The sequence below is a fragment of the Flavivirga algicola genome (assembly GCF_012910715.1).
Taxonomy (GTDB): Bacteria; Bacteroidota; Bacteroidia; order Flavobacteriales; family Flavobacteriaceae; genus Flavivirga; species Flavivirga algicola.
Window position 1 is genome coordinate 425,582 of sequence record NZ_JABBHF010000001.1, and the last position, 19,270, is coordinate 444,851.

The window sequence follows — 19,270 nt, forward strand, 5'->3', positions numbered from 1 at the left end:
AAAAAACAATAAATTTCGCTATAATTAATTCTTAACTATTCTTTTGCGAATGTCTTTTCCATCAACATTTATATTGATTAAATATTGACCACTCTCTAAATTAGAAGTAGGAATCTTAATCAACGGTGCTTTAAAATAATTATCTTCAATGACCAATTGACCAAGCATATTGAATATTTGTACATTAGACTTAGTATAATCTGCTGGAATCTTAATCACCAATTGCTCTTTAAATGGATTAGGGTAAAGTTTAACCTCTATTTCCGCTACACTTAAATCATCTTCTACATCGGTAAATTCTGCTTTTGTAGAATTAATTTTTGAAGATCCTCCAGAACTGCATCCGCTTATAACAACATCATCAATATAAACCCAATCTTGGTTGCCAGATGCGTCTGCTCTAAATCTTAATTGTGTGGTGGACGTAAATGGACCTGAAATTATAACCTGATCTGTATAAAATTGATCATTTACAAACTCATCATTCAAATTCCATTCTTCTACGGTCGTAAAACTACCACCTCCGTTTGTAGATATTTGCAACCAAAAATCTTCATTGCTATTATCCATACTTCTACAATAATAACCAAAATCAACCGATATTTCATCATAAGCTGTTAAGTCTAAATCATCTGTAGTTCCAACCGAAGTAGATGTGTTATCCCGTAACCTCATACTGTAAGTTCCTGTTGTCGCATAAGCCGAATTACTGTGCCTCGATGCATCTGAACCGCCATCATTCCATATTCCCCAACCAGATTCAAATCCCTCAGAATTTATAACCGAGTACGTACACCCTACTGGGTTTACAGTCACTATAACATCATCTGTAGCATCACAACCATTTTGGGTAACCGTAACGGTATAGGTTGTTGTGGATGTCGGACTCACATTAATACTTGCTGTTGTTGCTCCTGTATCCCATAAATAGGTTCCACCTCCAGAAGCTGTTAGCGTAGTTGTATCTCCCGAGTTTATGGTTACATCTGGACCCGCATCGGCTACTGGAACTGTATTTACTGTGACTATCACATCATCATTATCAGAAGTTATACCATCTGAAACAGTTACCGTATAAGTTGTTGTACTAGTAGGACTTACATTAATGCTGGCTGTAGTAGCTCCTGTATTCCATAAATAAGTAGTGCCACCTGATGCCGTTAGCGTGGTAGTATCACCTTCACATATAGTTACATCTGGACCCGCGTCGGCTACCACAGCTGGAGGTGTCACACAGGCAGAATTACTTATCTCAGTAGCATTTAGTATGCCATCATAAACAGCAAAGGCATCCATTTTTCCTGTAAAGAAAGCATCAGAGGAATTCCCAAAACTGTCATTTCCACTAATTTTTCCACCAATACCACCTTTGCCAGTGTGTATGCCAATAGATGCAGGGGCTGTTCCTGATGCTACCTCTATACCATCTATATATAATCTCTGAATAGTGTTTCCACCATCATAAACCAATGCTACATGATGCCAATCGCCATCATTCGGAAAAGCAGCACTTATTTGAACTGAAGTTGTTGAACTATCCCTAACAACATATTCCAGGTTACTTCCATTTAATCTCATGGCTATTCCTATAGTTCCTCCGCCTTCATCAAATATATTCTGAATCCCAGACAGGTTTGTTGGTTTTACCCATGCCATCATAGTCCTTGCACTATGACTATTTTCCATAAAATTTCCTGGTGACCCAGGTGAATATTGAATACTTGAACTTCCATCAAATACAGCAGATTGATCACCCTCTTTGAAATCTGATACATCTGCTGTTACAACACCAACAGTCGCTATAGGATTATGCAGATTACCCGAAGCATCTTCACCTATCGTCGCATTTGCCAAATCGAAATCCCAAAAAGCCTCAAAACCACTGGTAGGTTGGCATCCTGCCGTAGAATTTGTTAGCGGCACACATGCCGCATCATATATTTGCGTGTCACTTAATACTGAATCGTATACTGCAAAAGCATCCATTTTACCTGTAAAATAACTATCGGCAGCATTTACAAAACTATCCCAACTGCCAATAACACCTCCAATACCGCCTCCTGTCGCATTATGAGAAGCAAGTGTACTTGGAGCAGTATTGCTAGAGGCTGCTACAACACCATCAATAAATAATTTGTGGCTTGTATTAGCACCATCATACACTAAAGCTACATGATGCCAATCCCCATCATTTGGAAATACTGCCGTTAAGCTATCAGCGACAGTTAATGAACTCCTAACTATGGATTCTAAGTTCGAACCATTAAGTCGAATCGCTATTCCAACTGTATTACCACCTTCATCAAAAATTTCCTGAATACCACTCAATCCTGTTGGTTTCACCCAAGCAGAAACAGTTCTGGTCGAAGTTGCTGGCGATATAAACGTTGCGGAACTATAATTAACATCTACAGTACCATCAAATACAACCGATTGATCGCCTTCTTTAAAATCTACAGCATCATAGGTCAATGTCCCATTTATTGGATTCGGATCATTTCCATTCCCAGAAGCATCATTAGCATCACTGGCTATATCAAAATCCCAATAAGCATCGTAACCACTTATCGCCTGACAACCATCTGTCGAATTTGGTGTTCCACCAGTTGTACTTATAATATAAGGCAGAGCAACTGTGGTACCATCACTCCTATAAGTTGGTAATGGTGCCGACGTATTAATAAGGTGATTTTGTAAATCGGTACTCATATCATTACCTATTATTAGCGTCGCTTGATCTGGACTCCCTGATAATAAGTTTGTTGTTTCACTAATGTCATTGATTAGATGGTATAGCTCATAAGACTGTGTTTCGTAATTATAAATTAATTTATAATCCCCTTTTCTTATAATGGATACTGGTCTTTGATCACGATTAGAATCGATAAGATATCCTGGGAAGTGCCAAAAAATACCATCTCTAGTCATAGCAGTACCATTAGTTAGCATTTGCCATTGACTAGCACCATCAATTTCATAACCACCACCAGGAAGTGTCCCTCCTGCCATTTCTACCAAAGTAGGATATAAATCGAAAGCTATAATAGGTGTCGTATTTATTGTGCCTTTGTTCGCTAACCATGTAGCTTCAGACCAAGCGATGGTCACAGATCGAATCCCACCTTCATAGTATTCTCCTTTCATACCTCGTAAGGGCCCCGCATCATCACTACTAATGGCGCCTCCATTATCTGATATGAAATACACCAATGTGTTTTCCGACAGCATACTTCCTGGGTTTCTAGGATCTGCTGTTGTTTTTAAATAGTCTATGAGTCTACCAATGGTTTGATCCATACCTTCCGCAATCGCCGCTTGACCTATATTATTATGCCCCATTTGACTAGGTGTTTTGGCAGCGTATTTGGCATACAAATCTGGTCTGGCATTAGCCTGATTAAAAGGTCCGTGAATCGCATAATTACTGAAGTGCATAAAAAATGGGTTGTTCTTTTCGGCTTCCATAAAATCAATTGCTGCATCTGCCATGGCGTCTGTAACATGTTTGGGAGTGCCATCTAATGAATTGTCTCCAGCAAGCATTAAAGACTCTGCAGCCGTATAAGGTGCGGCATATACATCTAGCTCTGGTCCAATATTACTACTAAAAGTATACGGCGCACTACTCGATGCAAAATAACTTCCTGGTGCTCCAGATGTACCGCCTCCATAATTATAATCAAAACCTTGATCGGTAGCGGCATTGTTTGAAGTATTGGATGCTTCATTTTCTCCCACATGGAACTTACCTAAATGAGCCGTCGTATAGCCAGCTGTTTTCATGGTTTCAGCAATAGTAATGGCACTTGCAGGTATTTCATCTATATTATTATTAGATGCCAGCCCCATATCTGGACCAATTAATGTCGAATTTGAACTTGTATTCCCTCTGTTCAAATCGTAAACATTAAAGATATTATTGGTCGGCCTGGCTGCATATTGTCCACTTAATAACGCAGCTCTTGTAGGAGCACAATTGGCACCGTTCACATAAGCGTACGGAAATGCAATACCTTGAGTCGCTAAGGTTTCCAAGGTTGGGGTTTCATAAAAATCACTGGGGTTGTTCAAGTTTGTTAATCCCGTACTAACTTGCGACCATCCCATATCATCGGCAATTATGACAATAACATTTGGACTTTGAGAGTTGAGAGCGTTGAAAAATAAAACGAATAGCAATAAACACAAATTCTTAACAGTTTTCATATTTAAAAGAATTGGTTAGTATCCAACAAGTTAATACTTTTTTTTCAAAAAAAAGATGAATATTCCACTTATTTTATAAATATTATCTTACTGTTTATTAAAATACAAATCTATTTAAAGTTATAAATAACAATATTTCAAGGTCTTAACTACAAAAACAACACATTTTATTTTCTGCCAATTAATTAGTGCTAAAAAAGCATTCTAATTTACCAGCAAAATCTTGTAAAAAAACTTATTTCTAAAACTTGTTTTACTGCTAAAATAAGTCGTGAATTTTTAAAGTTTTTAACTAAAAAATAAACCAAATACTACCATTAATACAGGCTAAATATTACACATTATAATACAAATATTACAAATATAAAAAATACCAGTAACACACTTATAATCAAGAGATTATATTTAAAAAAAACAAAAAAACACATCTTCACAAAAACACAGATAATCGGTTTTTCTTGCATTTCATAGAATTTTGTAGTACATTTATCTCAGTCAGAGGGTCCAAAAACCAAAAATTTTAACCGCTTATGGAAAATTTCTCTTCACTTCTCAAACACATTATTTTAGTCATATTTCTAGGTTATAGTTTCACAGCTATTTCACAAGATTTTAATGTACAGCATATTCAAGACGACATAGGTAATTCTGGTGGCACCAACACTAGTTTTACGGCTGTCTCTTCTTTAAACAGTGCGGTGGCTTTAGCCAACAATAATAGAAAAACTCATGGAGGTTCCAATGGTGTCTCAAGTGCAAGAGAAGGAGATGATATGGCTGGTGGCCGTGTTTTAACAGGAACGGGGACACTTACGTATTACAGAGAGTCTGGTTCTCAAAATGAAAACACAAGGTTTAACACTTCCATTTGGGAGTATACGGGTTCTTCAGGTGGTGCTAACGAATTTATTGTTAGAGGACGCTATGCCATAGATCTTAATGGAGGTACGTATACGGTCGACCAAGCCATAACCGGAATTACAAACAAAGATAACTGTATTCCATTTATTACAGGGATAATGAACGATTCGAGTACAGATGATGCAGACTCTGCAACAGCCATTGCCTATTTAGCCGATGGTACAACCCTAAGAGTAGAAAAAGGAGGAACCAACACCCCTAATGTTAGGGTATACATTACTCTGGTTGAATTTACAGGTTCCAACTGGACCGTGTTACATGGAGATTCTGGGGCAACCGCCAACGACACAGGCTCTATTACACTTAAAGATCAATCTGACGGGACTACTGGTACAACTACCGACGTAAGCAATTGGTCTAACTCTATTATATTTAGCCACCATAGGGGTGACACAGCTACTGGTGGTACTAACGATGCAAATGCCGATAACTGGCCCATGATGGAACCTGGTAGTGATACCAGAAGTGTCGACTGGACTTTCGATGGTTCTCATGACTCAGACGGTACCAACCGTCACTTTGTGCATGTACTTAATAATCCTGAAGTAGTCGTAACAAGATTTAGCGATGCATCTACTGGAGCTTCCATAACTATAGACATCACCTCAGCTGGGCTAACCGATTTAAACCAGGCCATGGTAGTGGGTTCGACTTACCACAGTGGTACAGGAGCTGGTTATGGTAGAGGATGGAGAAATTATAAATTAAATTCATTAACACAAGCAGAACACTGGGTGCACCGTGCTGGTAGCGGTACCTCTACTGTCGGCACCAATATGCAAATTGTAAATTTTGACTATACAACAGGTCCTGGTGGGATTACTTCCAATATGGAATTATGGCTCAAAGCAGATGCTGGTGTGGAGGAAGCTGCCAACGATAGTGCAGAAGATACAGACCCCGTATTAAACTGGTTAGACCGTACCGATAACAATAATGATGCCACACAAGCAACAGGAACTAACCAACCCATTTTCACAGAAAATGCCATTAACTTTAATCCTATGGTTGATTTTGATGGTACAAACCATGAAATGTTAGCAACTACAGCTTCAAATGCGACCATGACCATTTTTGCGGTTGCCGAAGGAACCTATAATACCACCAAACATTTATTAAACCTCAATGGTGGTGGTAGTGGCTCGGTAAGTATAGAACAAACAAGTGCAACGGCATTTCAAGGCCGCTATTATGATGGTTCTGTACCTACAGGAGTGGTTTCAACTACCATTGCTGATGGAGTTCCCTTTTTAGTTAATTACGATTTTGTAGCGGGTTCTAATTCTCAATTATATGATGCAGGGGTTGCCCAAACTGCAGCATCCACAAATGCGAATACATTACCTGCTTCTTTAACAGCAGGAATAGGTACACACCCCACCAATACAGCCAGAAGATGGGATGGTGGTATTGCTGAGTTAATCGTCTTTAATCAGGCATTAACCTCTGGAGAAAGAGATCAGGTAGAGTCTTATTTGGCTATAAAATATGGTATCACGCTAGGTGTTAATGGCACGTCCCAGGATTATGTAGACTCAGACGGTCGTGTTATTTGGGACCAATCGGATAATGCTGGATACAATAATAATGTTACTGGTATTGGTCAGGATAATATTTCAGGATTGAATCAAAAACAATCAAAAACCATCAATACAGCTGATGATATTACCATTGGTATTAAAGATATTGCTGCTAATAATAGTTTAAATACGAATTCCTTTTTTGCAGATAAAACCTTTTTAATGTGGGGCCATGACAATGGTGCAACCACAGCAACTACAGATATTACCAAAGATTTTAGTGCAGGTACTGGAGTAACCAGTAGTGTAAGCGTGACTCCCATTACCAGAAAATGGAAAATGGTGGTTACAGATTCTATACCAACCATTAAACTTTCTATTCCAGAATCTATGGTTTCTGCTTCCAATCCTGGTGGAGAAGAATATGTTATGATTGTTGCTGATGATGCCTCGTTTACAACCAATGTGACCTCGGCTACTATGGAAGATGTCGGTACAGAATTAGAAGTCGATTTCTATTTTGAAGGTACCAAATACATTACATTTGGCTCGACTCCAGAAGTCGCTATAGGTTCTCGTTCTGCATATTTTGGTAATTACACCACAACAGATACTTATTTGGATGCAGGTGATGTAAACGATTTAGCCAATATGGATTTTACCATTAGTGCCTGGGTGAAACGTGACGTAGGAGAAGATAAGTTTGATATTGTCTCTAAAAGAAATTATTTCCATGAAGCTCCTGGTTCTCCAGCCGAAACTTATACGCACGGGTATGCTTTTAGAATAAACTCTACCAGTCAATTTAGAATGGTATGGAGAGACCCCAATGATAGTTCTAACAATGTACTACAAACATCGGCCACCATACCAGAAAATGAATGGCACCATATAGCCGCGACTTATGATTCTGGTACCAACATGACAAGCCTATACATAGACGGTTATCTGGAAGATAGTGATGATACCCTAGACCCTATAGAAACACCTTCAGATTCCCACTTTCTCATAGGTGCTGCGCATCATATTAAAAGACAGCAAAAAATGAGAGGTAGTGTTGACGAGGTACGTGTTTGGGATGTAGCACTAACTGCCGACCAAATTCGCTACATCATGAATCAGGAAATTGAAAACAATGCCACTTTTGCAGATGGTAAAGTTTTACCTACTGCAACTACAAAAAATGATATAAACTCAATTCCCTGGAACAATTTAATCGCCTACTATCCTATGAACACCTTAGTGTTTGGAAGCGTAAAAGATGAATCTAATAGTGGTAATGACGCCTCCATGATACGATACGACGACCTGGATGAACAAACAGCGCCACTACCCTATAAAACCACTCAAAATGGTGATTGGGATGATTCTACAACCTGGGAAAATGGCGATGTACAATATTTACCTGGTGTTGATTCCTATTTAGCTGCTTTAGAGACGATTGATTACAACATTGTTCAAATAGACCACAATGTGACTATGGACAATTCGGACACGTCACTCATTCCCGCTTCTAGAAATGGTAATAGAACCGTACTAGGTTTAATTGTTAATAGCGGTGAATTACAGATTGATGGCGTAACAAGTACAAATACAGGTTATGCCTTAACAGTTTCTCATTACTTAAAACTTGATGGCAAAATAGACCTAGAAGGCGAATCTCAATTAATACAAACGACAGATAGTGACCTGGACCCAACAAGCTCTGGAACTTTAGAACGCGATCAACAAGGCACCAAAGATCTATACACTTATAATTATTGGTCTTCCCCAGTAGGTTTAAGCAATGCTACGACAAATAATAACGCGTATAGTTTAACCGATAACATCCTAAAAAATGGGACAACACCAGCATCACCAAACAATATTACCTTTTTAACCTCTGGGTACGATGGTAGTGTTTCTGGATCCGATATTAGTATTGCTGATTATTGGATTTGGAAGTTTAGCAATGGAACAGCTGATGATTACTCGTCTTGGCAGCATGTTAGAAGTGGAGGAACATTACAAATAGGTGAAGGCTTTTCCATGAAAGGCGTAGAAAGCTCTGGGACCTCCTTTACTTCAACTCAAAATTATGTTTTTGACGGTAAGCCCAACAACGGCGATATCACATTGACTATTAGCGCTGGTAACGAATATTTAGTTGGTAACCCCTACCCTTCTGCCTTGGATGCAGATGAGTTTATAAAAGATAATTTAAGCAACCTAGAAACAGATGGTAGAAATACCAATGGTAATATTATTAATGGTGCCTTATATTTTTGGGATCACTTTGCAAGTGGCACGCACCAATTAGCTGCTTATCAGGGTGGTTATGCAACCTATACTTTGATGGGGGGAGCCGTAGCCGTTAATAATGATACAAGAATTGATAATGATGGATCTTCTGGTACAAAAGTACCAGGCAGGTATATTCCTGTTGGTCAAGGTTTCTTTGTCTCAGCAATTTTGGATGCAGATTTAATTGGAGACCCCAATGATCCAGCACTAACACAAACGATAGATGGCGGCAATCTGTTATTTAAAAACAGCCAACGTGCTTTTATTGCCGAAGGTACTGCTTCTTCTCTCTTCCTTAAAGGCGGAACAAAAAAGAAAAGTAGCTCAACTCAAAAGGCTTATGTTGATGGCAGACAAAAAATCAGACTCATGTTTGATTCTCCAGATGGCTATCACCGACAATTATTAGTTGGAGTTGACGCTAATGCATCAAATGGATTTGATCTTGGTTATGATGCACCTTTAATTGAAGCCAATAAAGAAGATATGTTTTGGGTCTTCTCAGGTGCTAAGTATACTATTCAAGCTGTAAATAATTTTGATTTAGATCAAAAGCTTCCTTTAGGGATAAAAACAGATAAAGAAGGGCTTACTTCTATTAAAATAGATGATCTGGAAAACACAAGTAACGACTTAGATATTTATTTACATGATAAAGCATTAGGTGTTTATCACAACTTAGGAGATGACAAATATGAAGTCTATCTACCAGTTGGAGAGTATCTGGACCGTTTTGAAATTACTTTCTCAACGAATTCAGCATTAACTGTTGACGAAGTTGAAACTGTCAAGCTTCAAGTATATTTTTCTAACGAAAAGGAAAGCATCATTATTCACAACCCAACATTAAAAAACATAGAATCTGCCGAAATGATTAATATACTAGGTCAATCTTTATTAAAGTTTGAACCAAAAACAAATATCAATTACATAGCACATAATGCTAGCCAAATTAAATCGGGCAGTTATATATTGAAAATAAAAACTGAAGAGAAAATAATATCTAAAAAAGTATTGGTTAAATAGTTAGTTTGTTAATTATCCGTTGTGCATTATGAGATTTTGCCTAAAGCACAAAAGTTAGAGAGAGAATAAATAATCAAAATGCACAACGGTTCAATACTTACACTTACCTAAGAAAGAAAATACCTGCTATTTTATTTCCAAATTACTAAAAACTTACGTTTCATCGTGTTTTTTATGCATTTTATCGTTATTTTATTAAAATAAAATGTATATTTGCTTCATAATTAAGTTTATAAAAATTTTTTATAAACAACTATTTAGTCCCAAACTAAATTAACCTATTTATGAAAAACATGACCCACAGATATGCACTGATGGTACTCATATTTAGCTTGTATACATCATTTAATGTGACATCTCAAACTATTGCTTCTTATGATTTTGAAGGCGGATTACAAAGCTGGACAGATGGTGGCTCGGATTCTGGCTTAAATACGAGTTCTGTATATGCCAGTAACGGTACACAATCTATTTACTCTAAAGATAATGACACTTCCCAAAACTATACAACTTCCCCTATTTTAAATCTTTCAGCACATAGTTCTGTAGACTTTTCTTTTTCTTTTATAGGTCGAAACATAGATACAGGCGAAGGTTTTTCACTGCAATATTATAATGGAACAAGTTGGTCTACGGTAAAAACTTATGTATTAGGAACCGATTTTACATCAAACAATTATATCTATACTTTTTATCAAACTATCAATAGTGGGCTTGCTTCTAATGCACAATTCAGGTTTAGCAGTACATCCAGTGATAATGGGGAATATAGTTACTTTGATGATATACTCATAAAAGTTTCAGCACCAGAAATAGATGTTCACGGTAACAGTTTGTCTATCTCTAATGGCGATGTAACACCGTCAAATTCAGATCACACCTCTTTTGGCACCTCTAATTCAGGTACTCAGGTAACAAGAACCTATACTGTTTATAATAAAGGAGGAAACAATCTAACCATTTCTAATATTGCCTTATCTAATACAGCAGATTTTTCAATTATTGCGCCATTTTATTCATCTCCTGTATTACCGTCTACTGGTTCCACAACTTTTACAATTCAATTTACCCCATCCACTTTAGGCACAAAGACAAGTACGGTAACAATTACCAACAATGATGCTGATGAAGCCTCCTATCAATTTGATATTGAAGCGCGCTCCGAACAGAATTTTTTCGATAGTGATGGAGATGGTGTGCTTGATAATGTTGATATTGATGACGATAATGATGGTATCCCTGATTCGGAAGAAGAATCATCGTGTAGCGCATCATCAATATCCCAAACAACAAATTACAAATTTTTAAATGAAACCTTTGGAGAGGGAAATAGAACAACTATTAATACCACCTATGATGCCGAAACAACCTATTGCTATGAAGATGGTACTTTTGGCAGCAGTATAACGACATGTCCAAATTTAGGTGACAACAATTTAAGTGACGGCGAATATGTTGTGTATTATAAAGCTGGTGATGGCGATGGAACAAACGATACGCCAAATGGCGAAGTGGCAAGCTGGGCAGATAGTTATTGGTATACAGGAGAAGATCATACTTCTGGAGACACCAATGGAAGGATGGCTATGTTTAATGCTTCTTACGACCCAGGCACCTTTTATACGGCAACCATTATTGGATCTTTACCCAATATTCCTATTACTTACAGTTTTTGGGTGCTGAATTTAGATACTACAGATGCTCCAGGTATTGCAACCAGACTTAGACCAGATATATTGGTAGAATTTAGAGATGTCAATAATAATGTTTTAGCCTCTATAACTACTGGGGACATTCCACCTTCAATAAATGGTGATCCCGCTGGGAGCTGGCATCAGTTTACAGCTAACTTAACTTTTAATGTCAGTGAGTTTTATGTATACTTTATTAATAATGAGGTTGGTGGAGCTGGTAATGACTTAGCTATAGACGATATTGTAATATCACAAACATTGTGTGATACCGATGGTGACGGCGTTGCAGATATCTTTGATCTGGACTCAGATAACGATGGTATTCCAGGTGTTGTGGAAGCTGGTTTAGGAAGTTATAGTGATGGGAAGGCCACACTAACCAATAACAGCAGTTGGGTAGACGCCAACAATAATGGTATGCATGACCTAAGCGAAGGAAACAGTACATTAGACTCAGACGGAGATGGCACACCTAATTACTTGGATTTAGACTCTGATAACGACACTATTTTTGATGTAGATGAATCTGGAGCCACGAATTCCGGGAGTACTACCTATCAGAATGGCGATGGTGATATTACTGGAGATGGTGTCGGCGATGGAACAGATACAGATGCTGTTAGAGAAACCGATATTAACTCTGATGGTATTTCTGAATATTTTACCGATGGTATTCTAGATGTATACGACTTCTTTAATGGGAATACATTTGTTACAGGTTACGGTAATTCGAATCAAGGCTCTACTGGCTCTGGTTGGGAAAATTATGTAGCAGATACCGACAATGATAATATCCCTGATTATATCGATGTGACCTCCGATGGATCTACTTACGATATCTCACATACCTTATATGACAGCTTAGATGGGAATGATGATGGTATTATTGATGACACCAATGATGCTGAAGGCGATGGAATTCTTGATTTATTTGATACAGATGATGCTGTTTTCGGTTCTCCTCGAGACCTGAATAGAAAATTACAGTTGTATTTTGATGGTCGCAATGACTATGCAGCCGAAAACACTGTAATAGATGGATGGCAAGAAGCCGCAATAATGAGTTGGATCAAAATAGATCCTGCATCTTCTGGTGATCAAATAATTATTGGTCAGAACAACTTCCAAATACAGCTTAATTCAGACAAAAGTATTTCGGCATCTTCAAACGGAAGCGCCATAAGCAGTAGTACACCATTGCCAACAAATCAATGGATACATGTGGCCGCTACTTATAAATGTGACTGCCTAAGTGGTAATTTTAAACTTTACATCAATGGTACAGCAGTTAACAATGCAGCGACTTCGGGTGGCTTGAATACAGATACATCAAGTTTTACAATTGGCAGAAAACCAGATACAGATAGTAACTATTTTCATGGATATATCGATGAAGTACGTGTTTTTGACAAAGCATTATCTGAAAATGAGCTTCATAAAATGATCCATCAAGAAATTGAAAATAATGCAGGTATTGCTAGGGGGACCATTATTCCATTAGACATCACAGATTTTGTTGATACTGCAAATGTAACACCTTTAAATTGGTCGTCGCTACAACGTTATTACAGACTAGATACTTATAAAGATGATATTATCGATGATTTAACAACAGCTTCTGTAGATGTGGGCTCTGGTGCCAAAATTTATAACACAAAAATAATCGACGGACAAACAGCACCGTTACCTTATGTTACAACATCTTCATGCAGTGGTGCTTGGACTGATTCCAGTAATTGGGAACAAGGCAATTTATGGGATATAAGTGGTACTACCCCCAATTGTGCGATCATCCAAATAAAAGGGGATTTACGAACAAATACTGATCTTACTACTGTTGGCTTAATTATAGATAGTGGGAGCAAATTAGAAATAGATGGGAATTCTGGATTGACAAACTCCTGGTATTTAAAATTAGATGGTAAAATCGACTTAGAGGGCGAATCACAATTAGTACAAACCGAAGACAGTACGCTCGACGCTACCAGCTCTGGAACACTTGAAAGAGACCAACAAGGAACTGCCGATACTTATACTTATAATTACTGGTCATCTCCTGTAGGGTTATCAAATAATTCTACCAATAACAATAGTTATAAATTACCAGATGTTTTTACAAATGTTAACTTTTTAACTTCCGGATATAATGGCGCTACCTCACCAATAGGTATTGCAGATTACTGGATTTGGAAGTTTAGCAATCAACAAAGTGATGATTACTCTAAATGGCAGCATGTACGTAGTACAGGAACTATGCTTGTAGGTGAAGGTTTTACTATGAAAGGTCCAGGGACTGGTTCTATTAGTACACCACAAAACTATGTACTAAACGGTAAACCTAATAACGGCGATATTACTCTAAATATTAGCTCAGGAAATGATTATTTAGTTGGTAACCCATATCCTTCAGCCATAGACGCCGTACAATTCATATTAGATAATGGTCCTACTATTGCAGGATCAGGTTCTACAACAGGAACATTATATTTTTGGGAACATTGGGGCGGTGGCTCCCATATTCTTCGTGAATATCAAGGTGGTTATGCTACCTATTCACTTTCGGGAGGTGTTCCTGCTGCATCAAAAGGTACAAACGATCCAGATGTAGCTACTGGAGGCACCCCAACTAAAACACCAGGCAGGTACATTCCTGTAGCCCAAGGTTTTTTCGTTACTGCCGAAAATGCTGGTACTATTAAATTTAATAATGGTCAACGCGTTTTTCAAACTGAGGATGGCAGCAGCTCATTATTTGTAAAATCATCTAATACAAAGAAAAACAAAGCAAAAGCCAGCAATAAATCCAATACTGGTGATACTAGAATGAAATTACGAATTGGCTTTAACTCTATTAATGAAATCCACAGACAATTATTAATTACTGTTGATGAAAATGCCTCTGTTAATTACGATTGGGGCTACGATTCAAAATACATAGACACCCAAGCGGATGATATGTATTGGCTAATTAATAATGAAAAATTCACGATTCAAGGTATTGATCATATTAATGATCAAACAATTATTCCACTGGGGCTTCATACCAAAAAGGATGGTTTTAATAACATAACAATTGACAAATTAGAAAATACCCCTGAAAATTTAGAGATTTATCTACATGATAAGGAATTAGGTGTATATCAGAACTTAAAACAAAGTAATTATGAAATCTATTTAGCTGCTGGAGAATATTTAAGTCGTTTTGAAATTACATTCTCTGGAGCTCAAACAACCTTAGGAATTGATGATATAGATGCCAGCCCCATAGAAACCCATTATTCTAACGAAGAGAACCATATTATCATCAACAACCCGACTTCAAAACTGATAAAATCTGTTGAGATGCTCAATATATTAGGGCAATCATTGTTCAAATTTCAAACTAATACCAATGAACGTCATTTAACATATAATGCCAGTCAAATCAAAACAGGTAATTACATCTTGAAAATACAAACATCATACGGAACGATTTCTAAAAAAGTATTAATAAAATAGATAGTTGAGTTTATTTATTTGAGTTAGTCACTTAAACCTTTAATCTGCATTTTACTTAACTATACTTTGAGTCCTAAATTAATTTTAGGACTCTTTTTTATTTCACAAGCTTAATTAATGTCTCCAAAGACACTTTTTGCTGTTCACCAGAAGTCATATTCTTTAATGTATAAATATTTGAAGTCACTTCCTCTTCACCTACCAAAACTACAAACGGAACAGCACGTTTGTTGGCATAATTCATTTGTTTTTTCATTTTAGCAGCATCTGGATATAATTCAGAGTTTATTCCCTGTAAACGCAATGCATTAATGGCTTTTAGGCTGTATAGAGCTTCTTTATCTCCAAAATTTATAAAAAGGACTTCTACTTTTTTATTAACTGTTTCAGGGAACAGCCCTAATTCTTCAAGAACCAAATAGATTCTATCCAAACCAAAACTAATACCTACACCGCTTACATCTTTCATTCCGAAAATACCAGTTAGGTCATCATAGCGGCCACCGCCACCAATAGACCCCATTTTCACATCTTCTGGTGCCGCCACTTCAAAAATAGCTCCCGTGTAATAGTTTAATCCACGCGCCAGAGTAACATCCAGTTGTAAAGTTGCCGTTGACAATTCCAGTTCTTTAATCGCCGCATTTATAAAGGCTAATTCCCCAATACCCTTTTGTCCTGCTTCGGAAGCACTAAGAATGCCTTTTAAACCATCTATTTGAGATTCAAAAGATCCCGATAACGTGAATAAAGGCTGTAATTTAGCAATCCCTGCTTCCGAAATACCCTTACCTCGCATTTCTTCTTTTACCTTATCCTCGCCTATTTTATCCAATTTATCCAGCGCCACTGTAAAATCTATTAATTTATCAGATGCTCCAATAACTTCGGCTATTCCAGAAAGTATTTTTCTATTATTTATTTTTATGGTAACCCCTTCAAGTTTTAAAGCCGAAAAAACTTTATCGTACAATTGGATAAACTCGACCTCTTGCCATAACGACTTAGATCCAACCACATCGGCATCACACTGGTAAAACTCCCTAAAACGTCCTTTTTGCGGTCTATCTGCTCTCCAGACAGGTTGTATCTGGTAACGTTTAAACGGAAACTCGATCTCATTTTGGTGTTGTACCACGTAACGCGCAAAAGGCACCGTTAGATCGTAACGGAGTGCTTTTTCTGATATACTTGGCGTTAATTTATTAGAGTTTTTAGTATCATAGGCCTCATTATCGGCTTTAGATAAGTAATCTCCAGAATTTAAAATCTTAAAAATCAAACGGTCTCCTTCTTCACCATATTTCCCCATTAAAGTGTTGGAGTTTTCAAAACTAGGTGTTTCTATAGGTTGAAATCCGAACGTTTCAAAAGCACCTCGAATGGTATTAAAAATATAATTACGCTTAGTTACCTGCTCTGGATTAAAATCTCTGGTGCCTTTTGGTATACTTGGTTTTTGAGCCATATCTAGTACCTGCTTTTTATCTAACTTGTCTTGAGCACAGTCGAAAGGCTCAAGGTAAACTCCAGCAGCAATCTTTTTTAATGATTATTATTTTTTTAAATAAATTCCGCATCAAACACGGAATAGCAAAACAGTTTCATGTTTTAATAACGACAAAAATAATTAATGCAAATGTCATTGGGTACTTTTTAATAAAAAAAAGCGAGCAATCTTTTAAATTATGAATCTTCTTCTTTTTCTAATAAATCAATCATTTTTAATGCGACTCCTGGTGCTGATGCTGGATTTTGCCCCGTTACTAAATTCTTATCATTAACAACAAATGGTTTAAATGGTTCTGTATGAGAAAATATTGCCCCTTGCTTAACCAATGCTTCATCAAGCATAAAGGGAATAACATCTCCTAGTAAATGATTATCTTTTTCTTCCTCTTGCCTAGTAAATGCATTGATTTTTTTTCCTTCTAACAGGTAACTTCCATCAAACAACATAACATTTAGTAAAGCTGCTGGACCATGACAAACTGCACCTATAATCTTACCTGTTTCGTAAACGTTTTTAATTATTTCTTTTACTAAGGGGTTATCAACCATATCTGTCATTAAACCAAGACCTCCTGGAAAAAAAATCGCATCATAAGCGGACATGTTAATATGCTCTAGTTTATGACTAAAATTCAACCTTTTAAATCCACGCCCTTCTTTAAACTTTTTACTCGTTTCATTAGATGGATTATATCCTACGTATGGAGGTTTTCCTCCAAGCATACTCGCAAAATCTACTGTATATCCTTTATGGATAAATTCAAAGTAAGGATCGGCTATTTCTGAAAATTCATAGCCAGCTGGATGTTTTCCTGTGCCTGTCTTATCTGTACTTGTTACAATAAATAATATGTATTTCATTTTTATTTTTTTATAAAACAAAGTCCATAGAATTTATGAACTTTGTTCTTGCAGTTAGTTATAATGTGGTGATTTCATTCCTCTACTTGCTTCTTCCACAACATCTCCATTAAAAATTTTAGTCATGAAACTCACCCCAAAATTTTTAGCTTCAAAAGGGAAGATGTTCCAAGCGAAGTTTTCTGCTTTTTCTAAAGAGTCAAATTCATAAAACCCACCTACAGAATTGGAATTGATACCACTTAACCAAGTCTTTCTCACAAGGCCATCAATAGATAATAAATTGGGATTCATTTCTTTCCAAGGAACGTTCTCGAATGGAATAGAAAATTGCAGTTCGGTGTACACAAATACTTTTTTAATTTCTTTATTCATCATATTGCTTTTTAATTATGAACTTTATTGTTCGATAACAATGCAAAGTTGAGAAGTATCATTATTAAAAAAGTTGTCATAAGACAATGTTTTAAAGCTTAGATCGTAACTTACTTAATGTAGAATTTGTCATTCCCAAATACGAAGCAACAGCTTTACTAGATATGCGTGATAGTAATTTAGGCTCATGTTCCATAACCCATTTTAGTTTATCTATACCTTCCATGCCCAAAAAACTATAGATTCGCATTTGAGAATGGATAAAAGCAAACTCTATAAATTTATGATACACCGTAGCAAATTGAGGAATTGTATTTATTAATTTATAAAAGTTATCACGAGAGATCACTAATAGCTCTGAAGGTTCAAGAGAAACGAGACAATCTCTTGAAGGCTTTTGAAGCATAAAACTCGTATTTGCTGAAATGATACTATTCTCTAGCGCAAAATATCCTGTTATATCATTTCCTTTTGCATCAATTTCGTAAAGCCTCAAACAACCTTTTTTTATGAAATAAAAATGCTTGCATACTTGGCCAATATTGCACAGCATTTCATTTCTTACAGTATTTTTAGGTGTAAAATGGGTTATTATTTTTTTTAATTCAGATTGTTTTATGTCGACCTCACTTTTTATATATGCTTCTAGCTCTGTATACATTTTACTTATTCTGTTAAAAACTCATCTTCAGTATTATCAAAAATAATGTATCTAGATTTTACAAAAGTTGTCTTATGTCACCAATTTGAAAATAGAGCTATCAATTTTAAATACAAACGTTCTTGTTTTGAAGTAATGTAGACTTTCTTCATCCTAATGACATCCGCCGTTAGTTTATCAACTTATTAAAATACCTATACAAGTCACCTTTAGTTATAACGGCGCCCTGTTCGATCATTTTAAACTTATCTAAGTTTTTATCGTCTGTATAGTCTTTATCTGCTTGAAGAAACTCCACGTTTTCATCCATTAAGTTTTCACGAAGCCAATTATAGCCTTCTTTAGTCGTGATATCTATTTCATTTTTTAGAGTTACTACCAAAGCATGCATTTTATCATCCCCTAAACGAAACAGGTACATATGCTGTGGTGATATGTGCTCTAAATATTCAGCCTTATTTAAAACACCTTCCCAAATAAGATCACTAAATACATCCAGCTCCATTTCTGCTAAATCAGGTTTATTTGCCTTAAGATTAGCCCACTCATCAGCGGTTATAGATTGTGTTGACAGAAAGTTAATAAACTCCTGGTGTAATTCTTCAAATTGCTCTTTGGTAAGTCTTGAATACTTCATATAGATTAAAATCAATTTATGGGATCCCGACCTTCGTCTGGATTAGTTCGATTTACAATTTTGCATGCGTCAATTG

Annotated in this window: 8 protein-coding genes; 2 read left to right on the plus strand and 6 right to left on the minus strand. The window is 36.6% G+C overall.

All coding sequences use genetic code 11. The annotated features are described in order from the left end of the window. Positions 1–24 precede the first annotated feature (24 nt). On the minus strand, positions 25–4,206 hold the full coding sequence (locus tag HHX25_RS01690; protein WP_169669420.1) for a LamG-like jellyroll fold domain-containing protein: 4,182 nt from the start codon (positions 4,204–4,206) through the stop codon (positions 25–27). Positions 4,207–4,736: 530 nt separating this feature from the next. On the opposite strand from HHX25_RS01690, the gene HHX25_RS01695 reads away from it, so the two are divergent. Together HHX25_RS01695 and HHX25_RS01700 are read left to right on the plus strand one after the other, a co-directional pair. After that, positions 4,737–9,956: a LamG-like jellyroll fold domain-containing protein gene (locus tag HHX25_RS01695; RefSeq protein WP_169669422.1), complete on the plus strand. Its 5,220-nt coding sequence runs from the start codon at positions 4,737–4,739 to the stop codon at positions 9,954–9,956. A gap of 284 nt (positions 9,957–10,240) precedes the next feature. Continuing rightward, complete coding sequence (locus tag HHX25_RS01700; RefSeq protein ID WP_169669424.1) at positions 10,241–15,148, plus strand: LamG-like jellyroll fold domain-containing protein; 4,908 nt, start codon at positions 10,241–10,243, stop codon at positions 15,146–15,148. 97 nt (positions 15,149–15,245) lie between these two features. Here HHX25_RS01700 and hisS read toward each other — a convergent pair whose 3' ends face one another. The 5 genes from hisS to HHX25_RS01725 all read right to left on the minus strand — a co-directional run bounded on the left by hisS (position 15,246) and on the right by HHX25_RS01725 (position 19,194). Next, positions 15,246–16,616 carry a histidine--tRNA ligase gene (gene hisS / locus HHX25_RS01705; protein ID WP_169669426.1) on the minus strand — a complete coding sequence of 457 codons (1,371 nt, stop codon included), beginning with the start codon at positions 16,614–16,616 and terminating at the stop codon, positions 15,246–15,248. Positions 16,617–16,834: 218 nt separating this feature from the next. Further along, positions 16,835–17,521, minus strand: coding sequence for a type 1 glutamine amidotransferase domain-containing protein (locus tag HHX25_RS01710; protein WP_169669428.1), 687 nt, complete (start codon positions 17,519–17,521; stop codon positions 16,835–16,837). 54 nt (positions 17,522–17,575) lie between these two features. Then, positions 17,576–17,899, minus strand: coding sequence for a hypothetical protein (locus tag HHX25_RS01715; protein ID WP_205957972.1), 324 nt, complete (start codon positions 17,897–17,899; stop codon positions 17,576–17,578). 88 nt (positions 17,900–17,987) lie between these two features. Beyond that, positions 17,988–18,557, minus strand: a complete 570-nt coding sequence (locus tag HHX25_RS01720) for a Crp/Fnr family transcriptional regulator (protein ID WP_169669430.1) — start codon at positions 18,555–18,557, stop codon at positions 17,988–17,990. A 169-nt stretch (positions 18,558–18,726) separates the two neighbouring features. Beyond that, entirely contained in the window at positions 18,727–19,194 is a 468-nt protein-coding gene (locus tag HHX25_RS01725) for a DUF6495 family protein (protein ID WP_169669432.1), read from the minus strand. Between the last annotated feature and the right edge of the window lie 76 nt (positions 19,195–19,270).